This is a genomic window from Pseudomonas sp. Con_6, assembly GCF_059379395.1.
On the sequence record NZ_CM182011.1, the window covers coordinates 6,980,125 to 6,996,911 of the forward strand.

Genomic DNA, 16,787 nt, shown 5'->3' on the forward strand with positions numbered 1-16,787 from the left:
GTTTTTCAGAAGGCTGGGGATAACGTGCGTAAGTCATTGATGCGTATGACATTGCGTCAATTGCAGATCTTCAATGAGGTGTGCGATTTGCGCTCCTACAGCCGCGCTGCGGAGGAAATGGCGCTGACGCAACCCGCCGTTAGTCTACAGATCCGCCAGCTCGAAGAACTGGTGGGGCAGCCGCTGTTCGAGTACGTCGGCAAGAAACTCTATCTCACCGAGGCCGCCGAAGCCCTGCAAAGGGCCAGCCGGGACATCTTCGGGCGCCTGGAAAGCCTAGACATGCAGCTTTCGGACATGCAGGGCTCGCTGCAGGGCCAGTTGAAGCTGGCGGTGGAGTCCAGCGCCAAGTACTTCGTGCCGCACCTGTTCGCGGCGTTCAAGAAGCTGCATCCGGAGGTCAACCTGACCCTGACCGTGGTCAACCGGGCCCAGGCCATTCGCCGGCTTTCCGACAACCGCGACGACCTGATCATCATGTCCATGGTCCCGCAGGACATGGGCCTGGAGTTCCTGCCGTTCCTCAACAACCCCATCGTCGCCGTGGCCCCGCCGGATCATCCGCTGTGCAAGCTGGACAGCCTGCGCCTGCAGGACCTGGAGCCGCATACCCTGCTGGTCCGCGAGCAGGGCTCGGGTACGCGCAAGGCCTGCGAGGAATACTTCAAGGAGAAGCGCGTGCACTTCACCCAGACGCTGGAAGTGGCCTCCGCCGACGCCCAGCGCGAATGCGTGATTGCCGGCCTGGGCATCGCCCTGCTGACTCGCCACGCTTTGAATCTGGAACTGGCCACCGGGGTGCTGCGCGAGCTGCCGGTGGAGGAGTTGCCGCTGTATCGGAGCTGGTGCGTGGTGCAGTCCAAGGCCAAGCGGCAGTCGCCAGTGGCCTTGGCGTTCCTTGCGTTCATCCGCAGCGAACGTGCACAGATCAGCGGACTTGTTGAGCGGTTCTCCGGGGTTCTGCCGCCGACACCTGCCACACGTTGAAATCTTTCAGGTCGGGGAAGTCGGCGATGTCCTGGAGCAGGCGACGCTGCTCGGAATAGCTTTCGATCGCACGGCGGAATTCCATCCGACGTTGATCCTTTTCCTGCTGCTTGCGGGATTTGGCGCTGGGTTGAAACGAGCCATCGAATTCACGAGCCATTGCATATCTCCCTGATCGAGTGCGGGAGCTTCAGACTGGAGTGGCAAGTTGACGGTTTGACGGCGGGAGGGTGACAGGGGTGTGAATCGTGATGGCTGGTTGATAACAGTCTCGAACGCTACGAGCCCCCCTGTGGGAGGTGGCTTGCCAGCGATAGCGATCGACTGGGCAATGATGCTGTCATTGCCGGCCTCATCGCTGGCAAGCCAGCTTCCACAGGGAATCTGGCCAGCAAGAAGATCGAGTTTATTCGTCAGCGTTCTTCAGCGACTTGGGCGACAGACGCAAGCTGCGCAGGCTGCGCTTCACGCTCTTCAGGTGATTGACCAGGCTCGGCCCGCGGGCCATGGCCACGCCCATCGCCAGCACGTCGATCACCACCAGGTGGGCGATGCGCGAGGTCAGCGGGGTGTAGATCTCGGTGTCCTCGTGCACGTCGATGGCGAGGTTGACCGTCGACAGCTCGGCCAGCGGGGTCTGGCTCGGGCACAGGGTGATGAGGTTGGCGCCGCTCTCGCGAACGATGTTCGCGGTGATCAACAGGTCCTTGGAACGCCCGGACTGGGAAATGCACACCGCCACGTCGCCAGGCTTCAGGGTTACCGCCGACATCGCCTGCATGTGCGGGTCGGAATACGCCGCCGCGCTGAGCAGCAGGCGGAAGAACTTGTGCTGGGCATCCGCCGCCACCGCGCCGGACGCGCCAAAACCATAGAACTCCACCCGCTGCGCCTGGGCCATGGCGGTCACTGCGCGCTGCAGGGCCACCGGGTCGAGGTGCTCGCGCACTTCCATCAGGGTGTGCAGGGTGGTGTCGAAGATCTTCAGGCTGTAGTCAGCGACGGAGTCGTCTTCATGGATGGCGAACTGACCGAAACTGGCGCCGGCGGCCAGACTCTGCGCCAGTTTCAGTTTCAGGTCCTGGAAGCCCGAACAACCGATGGCCCGGCAAAACCGCACGATGGTCGGCTCGCTGATGCCGACGCTGTGCGCCAGATCAGCCATGGAGCTATGCATGACCGCCGCAGGGTCAAGCAATACGTGGTCGGCAACCTTGAGTTCCGACTTGCGTAGCAGATGCCGCGACTGGGCGATGTGTTGCAACAGATTCAATGGCTGGACTCGGTTATGATCGGCTGGCCGGTTGTAGCAATCTTGTAGTTATACTACATGACTGGCGAACCGCCCAGCTAAACGAGACAGGAGAGTAGTGGGTTTGACTATTCCATGTGACATTCTGGTCTTCGGCGGTACGGGCGATCTGGCCCTGCACAAACTGCTTCCGGCGCTCTACCACCTGTATCGTGAGGGTCGTCTGCACCCTGCGGTGCGCATCGTCGCCCTGGCTCGCAGCCCGATGCCACGCAATAGTTTTCAAAAGCTTGCGGAACGCCGCTGCCGCGCCCAGATCGCCCGCAACGACTTCGACGAAGACACCTGGGACCGCTTCTCCACCCGTCTCGACTATTTCTCCATGGACGCCTCGCAGAGCGCTGATTTCGGCCGCCTGGCACACTTCCTTGGCGAGCCGGGAGGCCTGGCGCGGATCTACTACCTGGCCACCGCGCCCAACCTGTTCGTACCGATCGTCACCCACCTGAACATCGCCGGCCTGGTGGACAGCGAATCACGCATCGTCCTGGAAAAGCCCATCGGTCATTCGCTGGAATCCGCCACCGCGATCAACAGCGCCATCGGCGCGGTGTTCGAGGAGTCTCAGGTGTTCCGCATCGACCACTACCTGGGCAAGGAGACGGTGCAGAACCTCATGGCGCTTCGCTTTGCCAACGCCCTGCTGGAACCGGTGTGGCGCGCCAGCCAGATCGACCATGTGCAGATCAGCGTCTGCGAGACCCTAGGCGTGGAAAACCGCGGCGCCTACTACGACCGCGCCGGCGCCACCCGCGACATGCTGCAGAACCACCTGCTGCAACTGCTCTGTTTGGTGGCCATGGAACCACCGGCACAGTTCGACGCCGAGGCGGTGCGGGACGAGAAGGTGAAGATCCTCCGCGCGCTGAAGCCGATCAGCGACCAGGACGTGCAGGAAATGACCGTGCGCGGCCAGTACAGCGCCGGCAAGATCGGCGGCCAGGAAGTCCCGGCCTACTACTTCGAGAAGGATGTGGACAACGACAGCGACACCGAGACCTTCGTCGCCGTCGAAGCCCATATCAACAACTGGCGCTGGGCCGGCGTGCCGTTCTATCTGCGTACGGGCAAGCGCCTGGCCAAGCGTTCGTCGCAGATCGTCATCCAGTTCAAGCCGGTGCCGCACCGCCTGTTCGAAGGCGATCGTGCCAATCAGTTGCTGATCCAGCTACAGCCGGACGAGCGCATCAGCCTGCAGATGATGACCAAGACGCCCGGCAAGGGCATGCGCCTGGAGCCGGTGGAGCTCAACCTCAACCTGGCCCAGGTATTCGGCCAGACCCGTCGCTGGGATGCCTACGAACGCCTGTTGCTGGATGTGCTGGACGGCGACTCGACGCTGTTCATGCGCCGCGACGAAGTGGAGGCGGCCTGGGCCTGGATCGATCCGATCCTCAATGGCTGGCAAGAACACTTCCAGCCGCCGCGGCCATACCACGCCGGGAGCAATGGCCCGGAACAGGCCCACAGTCTGCTGGCGCGGCATGGACGGTACTGGCACGGCTAGGCTTTTGGGGGCCGCCTTGCGGCCTCAAATGGCCTACCAGACCGCCTCTTCCCGCAGCAGCTTCGCCAGCACGCTGGCCTGCACCGGCCGGCTGATCAGATAGCCCTGCACTTCATCGCAATCCTGCTCCCGCAGGAAGCGCAGCTGTTCCTCGGTTTCCACCCCTTCGGCAACCACCATCAACTCCAGGCTATGGGCCATGGCGATGATTGCCCGGGTGATCGCCGCATCCTCGCTGCCTTCCTTCAGACCGCGGATAAAGGCCTGGTCGATCTTCACGTAGTCCACCGGCAGACGCTTCAGGTAGCTGAGCGAGGAATAGCCGGTCCCAAAGTCGTCGATTGCCAGCTTCACCCCCAGCTCATGCAACTGCTGGAAGGTCGCGATGATGTGCTCGACGCTATCCAGCAACTGGCTTTCGGTCAGTTCCAACTCCAGCAGGTGCGGCGCCAGCCCGCTGTCCTCCAGGACCTGGCGCACCAGGCTGACCAGCTTGCCCTGGCGTAACTGGTAGACCGACAGGTTCACCGACACACGAATCGGCTCCAGCCCCTGGCGCTGCCATTCGCAGGCCTGCCAGCAGGCCTGGCGCAGGACGAACTCGCCCATCGGCGCGATCAGCCCGGTTTCTTCGGCCAGGCCGATGAAATCCCCCGGCGGCACCATGCCCATGACCGGATGATTCCAGCGCACCAGAGCCTCGGCCGCATGCAGCCGGCCAGTGGCCAGGAAAACCTTGGGCTGGTAATAGACCTCCAGTTGTCCCTCGTCGATGGCCTTGCGCAGCTGGTTTTCCAGTTGCAGGCGATCGAGGGTGCTGGCCTGCAGGCTCTCGGTGTAGAACTGGAAATTGTCGCCGCCCAGGTGTTTGGCGTGCTGCATGGCCATGTTGGCCTGGTTGACCAACTGGTTGAGGTCCAGGGTCATGTCCGACAGCAGGGCGACACCCACCGAAGCACTGATGACCAGCTCATGGTTGTCGAAACGCACCGGCACCCGCAGCTTTTCCAGCAGGCGCGTGGCCACGCGGACCAGGCTCGACAGGTTGCTGTAGCCGTCGAACAGCACCACGAACTCGTCACCAGACAGACGCGCCACGGTATCGGCCTCTGGCATGGCGTTGGCGATACGCAAGGCAATCTGCTTGAGTAACTGGTCGGCGACTTCATGGCCCAGGCTGTCGTTGAGCAGCTTGAAACGGTCCAGGTCGATATGCATCAGCGCCAGGCTGCGCCCACTGGTGCGCAGGCGCGCGCCGGCCTCATGCAGGCGCAGGCGGAACAGGGCGCGGTTGGCCAGGCCGGTCAGTTCATCGTAATGAGCCAGGTAGCGCAGGCGTTCTTCGGACTCGCGACGTTCCGACAGATCGCTGAAGAAGCCCACCACATTGCTGATCTTGCCGCGGCTGTCGACCACGCCATTAAGTTGCAGCCACTGTGGATACAGCGTGCCGTCCTTGCGGGCTTCGACCAGTTCACCCTGCCAACGACCATGCTGCTCCAGCGCCTGATCGATCGCCCCGTAGTGCCGTCGGGCATCCAGGCTGCAGGGCAGTTCCAGGGCATTGCGCCCGATCAGTTCCTGGCGGTGGTAGCCAGTCATGCGGCAGAACGCCTGGTTCAGCGCCAGCAGTTCATAGTCCGGGCCGAGAATGGCGATGCCCTCGCTGGCAGCTTCGAACACCGTCGCCGCCAGGCGCTGCTGCTCTTCCTGGGCCTTGCGCGCGCTTATATCGCGGCGCGTGCCGATCATCCGCACCACCCGCCCTTCGTGGTCGCGCTCCACGGCGCGTCCGCGGTCCTCGATCCAGCACCAGTGGCCGTGGTTGTGGCGGAAGCGGTATTCGATGCGGTAGTCGTCAGTGCGGCCCTTGAGGTGCTCGACCAGGGTGCGCTTGAGCGCCGGCACGTCATCCGGGTGCAGGCGCGGCTTGAGGTGGACCAGCATGGCCTTGACGTCGTCGGGGTTGAGGCCGAACAGCTCGCGCAACTGGGTGTGGTGGACCTCGTCGGTCTGCAGGTTCCAGTCCCACAGGCCCAGCTCGCTGGCCTCCAGGGCCAGGGCGAGGCGCTGTTCACTCTTGCTCAGGGCCTGGTTGGCCACGTCCAGCTCGGCGCTGCGCTGCGATACCCGATTCTCCAGCCCGGCCTGGGCCTCACGCAGTTGCTCCTCGACGCCGCGACGCTGCTCGACCTCGTCGGCCAGCGCCTTGTTGAGCTGTTCGCTACGGGCGTGGGCAGCCTGCAGGTGCTCGATCAGCGCCTGGTTCTGGAAGCGCCGCAGCAAGCTGTTCTCGATCAGCCGGTTGACCTGCCAGGCCACCACCAACAAGGCCCCCAGCAGCAACAGGCCGAGCAGGCCCCAGCCACGGTGCTGCTGGTCGCCACTCCAGAACAGGAAAGCGATGGGCGGCAGCAGACAAGGGAGGACGAAACTGAGGAAGGCCGGCAGGCTGACCGCATAGGCCACGCTGGCGGACAGCGCTGCGGCGCCGAGCAGGCCGAAGACCCAGGCCTGCTGCACGAAGTTATCCACAGGGACCAGGGCGATCGCCGCGCTTGCCAGGGTCAGGCCACTGAACGCCGACCCGAGCAGGAACATGCGTCGCCAGGTCGGCTTGGCCTGGCGGTCGGGCATCGCAGCATCGAACGCCGCCACCTGAATCACCCGTAGCGAAACCAGCGCCATCAGCCATACCACCCAGACGCTGACCAACAGGTAGCGCTGCGGACTCCACAACAGCCAGGCACAGACCAGGCCGTTCAGCAGCATGAACAGGGTGGGCAACAGAGAACCTTGGTACAACAAGCGGGTACGCTCAACCGCCAGCTGCGTGGCGAATTGCTTGCGAATGCCGCGGCGTGCCTCCAGCGGCACACCGGCAGGAGCAGATGCGAGTGTCATGGGCAGTGTTCTTGTAATGGTGAGCCACAAACGTGGACGGAGCATACACAAGCAACGCGCGCTGCCAAACTGCTCTGTGTCATAAATTCGCACCCCGCAATTCTCATTCCTTCGTACAAGCCGACCGCTCAAGCACGCGGGCCAAGGGCTGGGGCCGATGACCGGTCGGTCGTCGCGCATTTCTTTTTGCCAGGCGGGTTTGCCCCTGGATCCCCTGCCCCCATAGAATGGGCGGATGCATGACGATCTCTCTCTCCTGTTGAATTCCCTCAACGATGCCCAGCGCCAGGCCGTCGCCGCGCCGGTCGGGCGTCAGTTGGTCCTGGCCGGTGCCGGCTCCGGCAAGACCCGTGTGCTGGTGCACCGCATCGCCTGGCTGATCCAGGTCGAGCAGGCCTCGCCGCACTCGATCCTGTCGGTGACCTTCACCAACAAGGCCGCCGCCGAGATGCGCCACCGCATCGAACAACTGTTGGGCATCAGTCCGGCGGGCATGTGGGTGGGCACCTTCCACGGCCTGGCGCATCGCTTGCTGCGTGCACACTGGCAAGAAGCCGGTCTGAACCAGAATTTCCAGATCCTCGACAGCGATGACCAGCAGCGCCTGGTCAAGCGGGTGATCCGCGAGCTCGGCCTCGACGAGCAGCGCTGGCCGGCACGCCAGGCGCAATGGTTCATCAACGGTCAGAAAGACGAAGGCCTGCGCCCGCAGCACATTCAGGTCAACGGCGACCTGTACCTGGGCACCATGCGCAGCATCTATGAAGCCTACGAGGCAGCCTGCCAGCGCACCGGCGTGATCGACTTCTCCGAACTGCTGCTGCGCGCCCTCGACCTGTGGCGCGACCATCCGGGCCTGCTGCAGCACTATCAGCGCCGTTTCCGGCACCTGCTGGTGGACGAGTTCCAGGACACCAACGCCGTGCAGTACGCCTGGCTGCGCCTGCTGGCGCAGGGTGGCGACAGCCTGATGGTAGTGGGCGACGACGACCAGTCGATCTACGGCTGGCGCGGCGCGCGTATCGAGAACATCCAGCAGTTCTCCAGCGACTTCGCCAACGCCGAGGTGATCCGACTGGAGCAGAACTACCGCTCCACCGCAGGCATCCTCAAGGCCGCCAACGCCCTGATCGCCAACAACAGCGGGCGCCTGGGCAAAGAACTGTGGACCGAGGGTGGCGACGGCGAGCCGTTGAGCCTGTACGCCGCGTTCAATGAACACGATGAAGCCCGCTACGTGGTGGAAACCATCGAGAGCGCGCTGAAAACGGGCCTTGCCCGCAGCGACATCGCCATCCTCTATCGTTCCAACGCCCAGTCGCGGGTATTGGAAGAAGCCCTGCTGCGCGAACGCATCCCATACCGAATCTATGGCGGCCAGCGCTTCTTCGAGCGCGCCGAGATCAAGAACGCCATGGCTTACCTTCGCTTGCTGGAAGGACGCGGCAACGACGCGGCGCTGGAGCGGGTGATCAACGTGCCGCCACGGGGCATCGGCGAGAAGACCGTCGAAAGCATCCGCGAGCATGCCCGGCATGCCCAGTTGTCGATGTGGGAAGCCATGCTCCAGCTACTCGCCAACAAGGCCCTCAAGGGCCGCGCCGCCAGTGCACTCGCTGCGTTCATCGAGCTGGTCGAAAACCTGTCGGCCAAAGTGCTGGACATGCCGCTGCACCTGATGACCCAGACGGTCATCGAGCAATCCGGACTGATCGTCTATCACCAGGAAGAGAAAGGCGAAAAGGGTCAGGCTCGGGTAGAAAACCTTGAGGAACTGGTCAGCGCCGCGCGCAACTTCGAGACCAGCGACGAAGACGCCGACCTGTCGCCACTGTCGGCCTTCCTCGGCCATGCCTCGCTGGAAGCCGGCGATGCCCAGGCCGACGAGCACGAGGACAGCATCCAGCTGATGACCCTGCACAGCGCCAAGGGCCTGGAATTCCCCTACGTGTTCCTGGTGGGAATGGAAGAAGGCCTGTTCCCGCACAAGATGAGCCTGGAAGAATCCGGCCGTCTCGAAGAGGAACGTCGCCTGGCCTATGTCGGTGTGACCCGGGCCATGCAGAACCTGGTCATGACCTACGCGGAAACCCGACGTTTGTATGGCAGCGAGACCTATAACAAAGTGTCGCGCTTCGTCCGCGAGATTCCCGCCGGGCTGGTCCAGGAGGTACGCCTGTCCAACAGCGTCAGCCGGCCATTCGCCGGGGCCAAGCAGACCGTCAGCAACCTGTTCGCCAACGCCAGCATCCCGCAGACCGCCTTCAACCTGGGTCAGCGCGTGCAGCACGCGGTGTTCGGCGAAGGCGTCATCCTCAACTTCGAAGGCTCCGGCGCTCAGGCCCGGGTCCAGGTGAACTTCGCCGAGGGCAGCAAGTGGCTGATGCTCGGCTACGCCAAGCTCGAAGCCATTTAAAGAACAATTCCGACCGTCGGCGTAGACCTTTCTTTCATCCAATGAAAGAAAGGCCTACGGCATCCTGTGTAGGCGGTCAGAAATTTCAGGCAAAAGCTCGAAACATCTTGTCGCTGTCATGCGTCCCTGAACTTGTGCAACATGGCGCGCGTGTAATCCACAAAACGGGAATACCCTTCTATGCAACGTTTTCTCAGCATCGCCCTGGCGCTGTGCATCGGTCTCACGATGAGCCTCGACGCCAACGCCAAGCGCTTCGGCGGCGGCAAGAGCTCTGGCGCCGCGCCGACGCACCAGGCCCGTCAGGCCACCCCTGCCAACCCTGCCGCTACCCCGACTGCGCCAGGCCGTGCTCCCGCCGCTGCCAGCGGTGCCTCGAAGTGGCTCGGCCCACTGGCCGGCATCGCCGCCGGTGGCCTGCTGGCCTCGATGCTGATGGGTGATGGCTTCGAAGGCATGCAGATCTTCGACATCCTGATCATGGCGCTGATCGCGTTCCTGGTCTTCCGCTTCATCGCCGCCCGTCGCCGCAAGCAGCAGCCGCAAATGGCCGCCGCCGGCCACCCGGCCTACCAGCGCGAAGCCTACGAGCAGCAGCCTGCCCAGGCCCAGCAGTCGATCTTCGGTGGTTCTGCGCCAGTTGCACGTCCAGTGATCAACGCCCCGGCCTGGTTCAACGAACAGAACTTCCTGGCTGCTGCGCGCAATCACTTCCAGACGCTGCAACAGCACTGGGATGCCAACGAAATGGACAAGATCGCCGAGTTCGTGACGCCACAGCTGCTCGAGTTCCTCAAACGCGAGCGTGCCGAGCTGGGTGACGGCTTCCAGTCCACCTACATCGACAACCTCGATGTGCAGCTGGAAGGCGTCGACGATCGCGCCGACAAGACCATCGCCACCCTGACCTTCAGTGGTGTGTCGAAGTCCTCCCGTTTCGACCAGGGCGAAGTGTTCAGCGAGAGCTGGAACATGGAGCGCGCCCAAGGCGAAAACCAGCCTTGGCTGGTCGCAGGGATCCGCCAGAACGGCTGATCTTGAGGCGTTTCACAAAAAACCCCGGGCTCGCCCGGGGTTTTGCTTTTAGCGCACTGCACTACTAGGGTATAACGCGCAACGTTTTCAACAGGCCAGGAATAGAGGACGCGAACCGTGGAAGAAGTCATTGAACAGCTTCGGGAAGCCAACGAGCCGGTACCGGTACCGCTCGAACTGCCCGACGAGGACCAACTGGTCGAGATCGAAGAGCAGTTGTTCATCAACATCCCGTTCGTCTTCAAGGAATTCCTCCTCACCGTCAGCGACGTGGTCTACGGCAGTCTGGAGCCGGTCACTGTCACCGATCCGCAATCCCACACCTACCTGCCGGACGTTGCCGCCAACGCCTGGGATGCCGGTGTGCCGCGCGACCTTATTCCGCTGTGCCAGGACGGCGATGACTACTACTGCGTCGAGGAAGACGGCACCGTGGTGCTGTGGTCCAGCGAGGAAGAAATCGTCACCGAGGAAAGCTGGGAATCGGTATGGCACTGGGCGCGAGACGTCTGGCTGGAAAGCTGAATCATTTCCATTGGGAAAATAATGGCTTAGCGCCATCAATCTTCGTAGAATCGCCACGCCTTCCTGTGCGTGGCGGGTCGCTACCGCTCCATCCCCTCGGACATTCGTCCCGCTCGCACAAGAAGCCTGAATCGCTGCACCGCATACCCTGTGGGAAATCCCGGATGCTACGTTATGTGCTGCCCCTCGCCGTGCTTGTGCTCTCAGGTTGCCAGTCACCCCTGACCCAGCTCCAGAAGCTCAGCACCCAGAACGCCCATCAGGTCGTCATTCAACCAACCCGCCCCTTCCCACTGGCCATGAGCGTACCGGCCATCAAACCCGGCAGTGCCCGTCTGCGCATCTACCTCGAAGGCGACGGCCATGCCTGGGCCACCGCATCACAACCCAGCCTGGACCCCAGCCCGCGTACCCTGCTCATGGCCCGTCTGGCGGTCGCCGATCCGCAGCCCAGCCTCTACCTCGCCCGTCCCTGCCAGTTTGTCAGCGCCCCGGCCTGCAATCCAAAGGTCTGGACCGACCAGCGCTTCGGCCAGGCCGTGCTCGACAGTCTCGACCAAGCCCTGAGTCAGGTCCGCCGGCAATACGGCAATCGGGATTTCGAACTGATCGGCTATTCCGGCGGCGCCGCGCTGGCCCTGCTGCTGGCCGCGCAGCGCAACGACATCGCCGTAGTACAGACTCTGGCCGGCAACCTCAGCCCGCGGCAGTGGGCACAGTCACTTGACCTGACGCCCCTGCGCGGCTCACTGGAGCCCCTGGACCGCGCCGAGCGCCTGCGCCACGTGACCCAGCGGCACTTCATCGGCTTCGAAGACCGCACCGTGCCGCCCATCCTGTACCAGCATTACCGCCGCACCCTGGGTCCGGCGGATTGCCTGGAAGTGGTCAGGCTGCCGGACGTCGACCACGAAAACGGCTGGGCCGAGGCCTGGGCGCAGTGGAGGTACAAGCCCGTGCACTGCACGCCTCAATGATGGTGTTCCTTCTGGTTCTCCAGGGTTTCCAGCAAAGCGATCTGCATGCGCGTGTGTACGCGGATGAACCAGCGCCAGAGCAGCGCCACTACACCAGCCGCGACGACCGCAATCAGCAGCAATAGCTCGCTGGTCGGCAGGATGCTCGCCGACAGCGCTGAAAGCAGCAGGAAGATCACCAACAGCGACAGCAACGGAATCACCTCGGCAATGACTCGGCGTACGCGCTGGGTATGCCGCCCGGCCATTTCCGGCTTGACCCCCATCTCCGCCAACAGCATCGACAGCGCCTTGAGCTTGCGGTACGCGGCGATCAGGAACGGCAGTGAAAGCAGCAACGCCAGGCCCCAGATCAGCGCCTTCTGCTGGCCGAGGTCGGCGATCCAGTCGCTCAGGTAGGCGCCGATCTGCGCGGCGAAATAGCCGCCACTGAAGAAGATCGCCACCACCAGCGCCAGGTTGACCCCCACCTGCAACAGGATGCGTCGGATCATCGCCGCCAGCATGGCGCCCTCGCCCTGCGGCTGGATACTGCGCAACCACTCGCCATACAGCGACAGCACCCGGGCCAGACGCCCCGGCACCACCTTGGCAAGGGTCAGCGACAGCGGATCGGCAGCGCGAATCAGATAGGGGGTCAGCAAGGTGGTGATGACCGAGACCGCCACCGCCACCGGATAGAGAAAGTCGCTGGTGACCTGCAGGCTCATGCCCAGCGCGGCGATGATGAAGGAAAACTCGCCAATCTGTGACAGCCCCATCCCGACCCGCAGCGAGGTGCGTCCGTCGTTGCCAGCGATAAAGGCGCCCATGCCGCAGGACAGCATCTTGCCCAGCACCACGGCAATGGTGATCACCACGATGGGCCAGATGTACTCCACCAGCACCGAAGGATCGAGCATCAGGCCGATGGCGACGAAGAAGATCGCGCTGAACAGGTCGCGCACCGGCTCGATCAGGCGCTCGATCTTCATCAACTGACGCGACTCGGCCATGATCGCGCCAATAAGGAAGGCACCGAGGACCATGCTGTATTCCAGCTTGACCACCAGCAGGCAGAAGCCGAAGCACAGGCCGAGCACGGTGATCAGGAGCATTTCGTTGCTTTCGAATTTCGCCACGTAGGCCAGCAGCCGCGGCACCAGGAGAATACCCACCACCAGCGCGACGATCATGAACAGCGAGAGCTTGCCCACGGTGGAGAACACTTCGCCGGAGCTGACCGTGCCGCTGACGGCGATCCCCGACAGCAGGGCAATGATGCCGATGCCAAGGATGTCCTCGACGATCAGTACGCCGAAGATCAGTTGGGCGAAGCGCTCGTTCTTCATCTTCAGGTCGTTGAGCGCCTTGACGATGATGGTGGTCGAGGAAATCGCCAGGATCGCGCCGAGGAACAGCGAGTCCATGGTATTCCAGCCAAACCAGCGGCCGATCTCGAAGCCGATCCAGATCATCAGGACGATTTCCAGGAAGGCGGCGATGAACGCCGTGGCGCCCACCTTGAACAGCTTGCCGAGACTGAACTCCAGACCCAGGCAGAACATCAGGAAGATCACTCCCAGTTCGGCGAGGGTCTTGATGGTGTCTTCGTCGTGGATCAGACCGAAGGGCGGGGTGTGCGGGCCGATGATGAAGCCGGCGACGATATAGCCGAGGACCACCGGTTGCTTGAGGCGGTGGAAGAGGATGGTGACCACACCGGCTACCAGCATGATGACCGCCAGATCCTGGATGAAGCTGATGGCATGCACGGCGGACGCTCCTTATCTCCATGACGAAGAACAAAGCGCAGCCCGACCGTCAGGTCTGATTGAGCTGCGGAAATTTCGGTTTTAAATGTAGGAAATGGCCTCATTGTTGAGCCCTGCCCGCAGGTTAACATCGACGTCGCGTGCAAATTGGCTGCGCAATATGTAGAAACAGATCGGCACTTTCGTCATCGCCAATGGCGTGAAACACGTGACGGCAACCCAATGGTCAACGTCCCGTTTCAAGATGGCAGTACACAAGGGGAAGAAGCGTCCAGACCGCGCCGCCCCGCCTCAGCGCAATCTCACCGTGAGCACACTATGGAACCCGGAAACGCCCAACTGTCGATGACCGTCCTGATGACCCCGGACATGGCCAACTTCTCCGGCAATGTCCACGGCGGCACCCTGCTGAAATACCTCGATGAAGTGGCCTATGCCTGTGCCAGCCGCTATGCCGGGCGCTATGTGGTGACCCTGTCGGTGGACCAGGTAGTGTTCCGCGAGCCGGTCCATGTCGGCGAGCTGGTGACCTTCCTGGCGTCGGTCAACTACACCGGCAACACCTCGATGGAGGTGGGGATCAAAGTGGTGACCGAAAACATCCGCGAGCGCTCGGTGCGCCACAGCAACAGCTGCTTCTTCACCATGGTGGCGGTGGACGACGATCGCAAGCCGGTGCCGGTGCCACCGCGGCAGCCGCAGACCAGTGAGGAGAAGCGGCGGTTCCTGCAGGGCAAGCAGCGACGCTTGATCCGGCAGGAGTTGGAGAAGCGGTATCAGGAGTTGAAGACCGAGTCGGATTCAGACTGATCAGGCACGACCCGATCCCTGTAGCAACCGGGATTCTGCGGCGAGCCCGGTACCCCGTGGGAGCGGGCGTTGCCCGCGATGACGTCAGACCAGACACATCATTGCCAGTGCCGGCCTCATCGCTGGCAACGCCAGCTCCCACAGGGTTCAGTGTTGTACTCGGGATCTGATCAGATCTTCCGCGCCTCGAAGCGCACCCGCGGGTGCACGATCCGGTCCTGCGCCCGCACCACTTCCAGCTCATAGCTGCCGCAGGCTTGGGTCTCCAGCAGCACCTCATGCACCGCCGCCGCCGTGAACTCGAACGCCGCCACCCATTCGTCCCCCAGCAGCAAGCGCGCCAGGAACACCCCTGCGGTCAGGTCGCCGACGCCTACCGGCTGTCGCGGAAACGCCAGCAACGGCCGCTGCAGATGCCAGCTACCCTCCGCCGTCACCAGCAGCATCTCGAATTCGCCCGCCGCCTTGCCGGGATAAGACAAGTGCTTCACCAACACCGCCTTCGGACCGCGCACCAGCAGCTCCCGCGCCATGCCGATGCAGTCCTCCAGCGACTGCGCGCGGCGTCCTGCAAAACTGTCCAGTTCCAGTTGGTTCGGACACAGCACATCCGCCGCCGCCACCGCTTCCTCCAGCAGGAAATCGCTGACCTCGGCCGGCACGATGCAGCCCTTCTCCGGATGCCCCATCACCGGGTCACACAGGTACAGCGCCCGCGGGTTGGCCTGCTTGATCTGCTGCACCACACCGAGGATCGCCCGGCCCTGTTCGGCACTGCCCAGGTAGCCGGATAGAACTGCGTCGCAATTGCCCAACTCACCGATATTGCTAATCCCTTCCACCAACGCGGGAATTTGCGCCGGGGCAAGCACTTCACCGGTCCACTGGCCATACTGAGTGTGATTGGAGAACTGCACGGTATTGAGGGGCCAGACATTCACCCCGACCCGTTGCATGGGAAACACCGCGGCGCTGTTGCCGGCATGGCCAAACACGACGTGAGACTGGATCGCAAGCAGGTGCGGTGTGCGTTTCATGCGGGACGTCCAAACCAATGAATGACAAACAAGGGGCGCAGTATGGCGCCAAACGCCACCTGTACGACAGACCGTGGTGGCAGTTAAGCTGGCTCACCTCGTTGGAGCATGTGTAGATGGTTACCCTCGAAAACATCCTGGTGTTGATGGTCCTGGCCACGGCGGCGGCCTGGCTGTGGCACAACCACGGATTGCGGGAAAAGGCCCTGGAGCGGGTCAAGCAGCATTGCGCCAAGCTCGACCTCGAACTGCTCGACGGCGCCGTCGCGCTGAAGAAGATCGCCTTCGTCCGCGACGCCAATGGCCGCAAGCGCCTGGCGCGGATCTACAACTTCGAATTCACCGTGACCGGCGAGCAGCGCCACCCGGGCACCGTCACCCAGTTCGGCGCCCACAGCGTGCAGATCGAACTGGCGCCCTACCCGTTCGAGATCAAGCCGCCAGTGCACGGCGACAACGTCATCGAGATGAAGCAGTGGCGCCAGGAGCACAATCGCTGGCGTCAGTGATCCACAGGCAGGCGGCAATCGAGCATCTGGCGCTGCAGTGCAGCGTGATCCTGCGCCTCAGCGAAGATCAGCTCGATCCGCGAGTCCCTTCGCCAGGCACTGTCTTCCCAGGTGAGCGCCTGTCCGGCCAGGGCATTGGCTGAACGCCAGCTTTGCGCGCCGTGCACCACCATCTTGGCGCGCCGCCAGCTCAGTCCGTCGATAAACACCTGAAGCAGCGCGATGTCGAGACGCTGCTGTGGATGAAATCGCCAGCCGATGCTCCAGCCATCCGCTGCCTGTTGATAACTGCACAGGGGCTGCGTCAGATCTGTCCACAGCACGCTGACCGGCGCTTTTCCGTCCGGAATATCGTTATCCACAGAAGATTCATCCACTTCCGCGCTGACAGTCCTGGGCAGATCTGCCAGGTCGATACGCCCGTGATCTACCCAACGAAGCTCGACCGAGGGCAGTCCGGCTGTTATCCACAGCCGCTGCGCTTCATCCACAGTGCCAGCCTTATTCATAACCAGCAGCCCGGCGCTTGCCAAAGCCTGGGACTGTGCCTCCGGCAACACCGCACCTTGCGCCATGGCCAGCGCATCGAGCACCAGTACAGAAGGCTGTACCGCCAGCACGCCGCGCCATGGTGGCAACTGCAACTGAGCCAGCAACTGGGCCGGGTGCCCGAGACCAGACGGCTCGATAAACAGACGGTCCGGTCGCGCCTTGCGCAACAATCGCCCCAGCCCCACCTGGAACGGAGCGCCATTGACGCAGCACAGGCACCCGCCCGCCACCTCGCCCATGCTCACGCCGTCGTCATCGCTGCTGAGCAACGCAGCGTCGAGGCCGATCTGGCCGAATTCGTTGATCAGCACGGCCCAGCGCTCATGAGCCGGGCGCTGACCTAGCAGTTGGCGAATCAGGCTGGTCTTGCCGGCGCCCAGCGGCCCGGCAATCAGATGAGTCGGAATGTTCTGCAGCATGAGTGGGCCGTTCCAGCGGAAATCTTCGCCACTATGCTCCCGA

General features: G+C 63.0%; 14 protein-coding genes. 8 read left to right on the forward strand and 6 right to left on the reverse strand.

Going from position 1 to position 16,787, the window contains the following annotated elements:
• The first annotated feature begins 39 nt into the window (after positions 1 to 39).
• Positions 40 to 987, forward strand: a complete 948-nt coding sequence (locus tag AC5QPF_RS31645; protein WP_494961471.1) for a LysR substrate-binding domain-containing protein — start codon at positions 40 to 42, stop codon at positions 985 to 987.
• Here AC5QPF_RS31645 and AC5QPF_RS31650 read toward each other — a convergent pair.
• Together AC5QPF_RS31650 and hexR are read right to left on the reverse strand one after the other, a co-directional pair.
• Positions 929 to 1,147, reverse strand: coding sequence for a PA3496 family putative envelope integrity protein (locus tag AC5QPF_RS31650; protein ID WP_494961472.1), 219 nt, complete (start codon positions 1,145 to 1,147; stop codon positions 929 to 931). The genes AC5QPF_RS31645 and AC5QPF_RS31650 overlap by 59 nt on opposite strands.
• Before the next feature lie 246 nt (positions 1,148 to 1,393).
• A complete protein-coding gene (gene hexR, locus AC5QPF_RS31655; protein ID WP_330072859.1) occupies positions 1,394 to 2,260 on the reverse strand; it encodes a transcriptional regulator HexR in 867 nt (288 codons plus the stop codon).
• 103 nt (positions 2,261 to 2,363) lie between these two features.
• Here hexR and zwf point away from each other — a divergent pair, with 103 nt between their 5' ends.
• A complete protein-coding gene (gene zwf, locus AC5QPF_RS31660; RefSeq protein WP_494961473.1) occupies positions 2,364 to 3,806 on the forward strand; it encodes a glucose-6-phosphate dehydrogenase in 1,443 nt (480 codons plus the stop codon).
• Between the two features lie 33 nt (positions 3,807 to 3,839).
• Here the strand turns inward: zwf and AC5QPF_RS31665 are convergent, their stop codons facing one another.
• Positions 3,840 to 6,710 carry an EAL domain-containing protein gene (locus tag AC5QPF_RS31665; protein WP_494961474.1) on the reverse strand — a complete coding sequence of 957 codons (2,871 nt, stop codon included), beginning with the start codon at positions 6,708 to 6,710 and terminating at the stop codon, positions 3,840 to 3,842.
• Positions 6,711 to 6,945: 235 nt separating this feature from the next.
• Between AC5QPF_RS31665 and uvrD the strand changes: the two genes are divergently transcribed.
• From uvrD to AC5QPF_RS31685, 4 genes are all read left to right on the forward strand, one after another.
• Positions 6,946 to 9,126: a DNA helicase II gene (gene uvrD, locus AC5QPF_RS31670; protein ID WP_494961475.1), complete on the forward strand. Its 2,181-nt coding sequence runs from the start codon at positions 6,946 to 6,948 to the stop codon at positions 9,124 to 9,126.
• Between the two features lie 180 nt (positions 9,127 to 9,306).
• On the forward strand, positions 9,307 to 10,161 hold the full coding sequence (locus AC5QPF_RS31675; protein ID WP_494961476.1) for a TIM44-like domain-containing protein: 855 nt from the start codon (positions 9,307 to 9,309) through the stop codon (positions 10,159 to 10,161).
• Between the two features lie 117 nt (positions 10,162 to 10,278).
• On the forward strand, positions 10,279 to 10,686 hold the full coding sequence (locus AC5QPF_RS31680) for an SMI1/KNR4 family protein (protein ID WP_494961477.1): 408 nt from the start codon (positions 10,279 to 10,281) through the stop codon (positions 10,684 to 10,686).
• Positions 10,687 to 10,850: 164 nt separating this feature from the next.
• Positions 10,851 to 11,663, forward strand: a complete 813-nt coding sequence (locus AC5QPF_RS31685; RefSeq protein WP_494961478.1) for an alpha/beta hydrolase — start codon at positions 10,851 to 10,853, stop codon at positions 11,661 to 11,663.
• Here the strand turns inward: AC5QPF_RS31685 and AC5QPF_RS31690 are convergent.
• Positions 11,657 to 13,417 carry a cation:proton antiporter domain-containing protein gene (locus AC5QPF_RS31690; RefSeq protein WP_494961479.1) on the reverse strand — a complete coding sequence of 587 codons (1,761 nt, stop codon included), beginning with the start codon at positions 13,415 to 13,417 and terminating at the stop codon, positions 11,657 to 11,659. The genes AC5QPF_RS31685 and AC5QPF_RS31690 overlap by 7 nt on opposite strands.
• A 318-nt stretch (positions 13,418 to 13,735) precedes the next feature.
• On the opposite strand from AC5QPF_RS31690, the gene AC5QPF_RS31695 reads away from it, so the two are divergent.
• Positions 13,736 to 14,227, forward strand: a complete 492-nt coding sequence (locus tag AC5QPF_RS31695; RefSeq protein WP_494961480.1) for a hotdog domain-containing protein — start codon at positions 13,736 to 13,738, stop codon at positions 14,225 to 14,227.
• Positions 14,228 to 14,397: 170 nt separating this feature from the next.
• Here AC5QPF_RS31695 and pdxY read toward each other — a convergent pair whose 3' ends face one another.
• Positions 14,398 to 15,264: a pyridoxal kinase PdxY gene (pdxY, locus tag AC5QPF_RS31700; RefSeq protein ID WP_494961481.1), complete on the reverse strand. Its 867-nt coding sequence runs from the start codon at positions 15,262 to 15,264 to the stop codon at positions 14,398 to 14,400.
• A 116-nt stretch (positions 15,265 to 15,380) separates the two neighbouring features.
• Here pdxY and AC5QPF_RS31705 point away from each other — a divergent pair, with 116 nt between their 5' ends.
• Positions 15,381 to 15,773: a DUF3301 domain-containing protein gene (locus tag AC5QPF_RS31705; protein ID WP_494961482.1), complete on the forward strand. Its 393-nt coding sequence runs from the start codon at positions 15,381 to 15,383 to the stop codon at positions 15,771 to 15,773.
• On the opposite strand, the gene AC5QPF_RS31710 is transcribed toward AC5QPF_RS31705, so the two are convergent.
• On the reverse strand, positions 15,767 to 16,744 hold the full coding sequence (locus AC5QPF_RS31710; RefSeq protein ID WP_494961483.1) for a GTP-binding protein: 978 nt from the start codon (positions 16,742 to 16,744) through the stop codon (positions 15,767 to 15,769). The two genes, AC5QPF_RS31705 and AC5QPF_RS31710, sit on opposite strands and share 7 nt — an antisense overlap.
• Positions 16,745 to 16,787 lie beyond the last annotated feature (43 nt).

What these genes read in the sequence shown, in the direction of transcription:
- AC5QPF_RS31650 (WP_494961472.1), bottom strand. Translation starts at nt 1,147, where the DNA reads ATGGCTCGTGAATTCGATGGCTCGTTTCAACCCAGCGCCAAATCCCGC.
- AC5QPF_RS31685 (WP_494961478.1), top strand. Translation starts at nt 10,851, where the DNA reads ATGCTACGTTATGTGCTGCCCCTCGCCGTGCTTGTGCTCTCAGGTTGC.
- AC5QPF_RS31695 (WP_494961480.1), top strand. Translation starts at nt 13,736, where the DNA reads ATGGAACCCGGAAACGCCCAACTGTCGATGACCGTCCTGATGACCCCG.
- AC5QPF_RS31645 (WP_494961471.1), top strand. Translation starts at nt 40, where the DNA reads ATGCGTATGACATTGCGTCAATTGCAGATCTTCAATGAGGTGTGCGAT.
- pdxY (WP_494961481.1), bottom strand. Translation starts at nt 15,264, where the DNA reads ATGAAACGCACACCGCACCTGCTTGCGATCCAGTCTCACGTCGTGTTT.
- AC5QPF_RS31665 (WP_494961474.1), bottom strand. Translation starts at nt 6,710, where the DNA reads ATGACACTCGCATCTGCTCCTGCCGGTGTGCCGCTGGAGGCACGCCGC.
- AC5QPF_RS31710 (WP_494961483.1), bottom strand. Translation starts at nt 16,744, where the DNA reads ATGCTGCAGAACATTCCGACTCATCTGATTGCCGGGCCGCTGGGCGCC.
- AC5QPF_RS31705 (WP_494961482.1), top strand. Translation starts at nt 15,381, where the DNA reads ATGGTTACCCTCGAAAACATCCTGGTGTTGATGGTCCTGGCCACGGCG.
- AC5QPF_RS31675 (WP_494961476.1), top strand. Translation starts at nt 9,307, where the DNA reads ATGCAACGTTTTCTCAGCATCGCCCTGGCGCTGTGCATCGGTCTCACG.
- uvrD (WP_494961475.1), top strand. Translation starts at nt 6,946, where the DNA reads ATGCATGACGATCTCTCTCTCCTGTTGAATTCCCTCAACGATGCCCAG.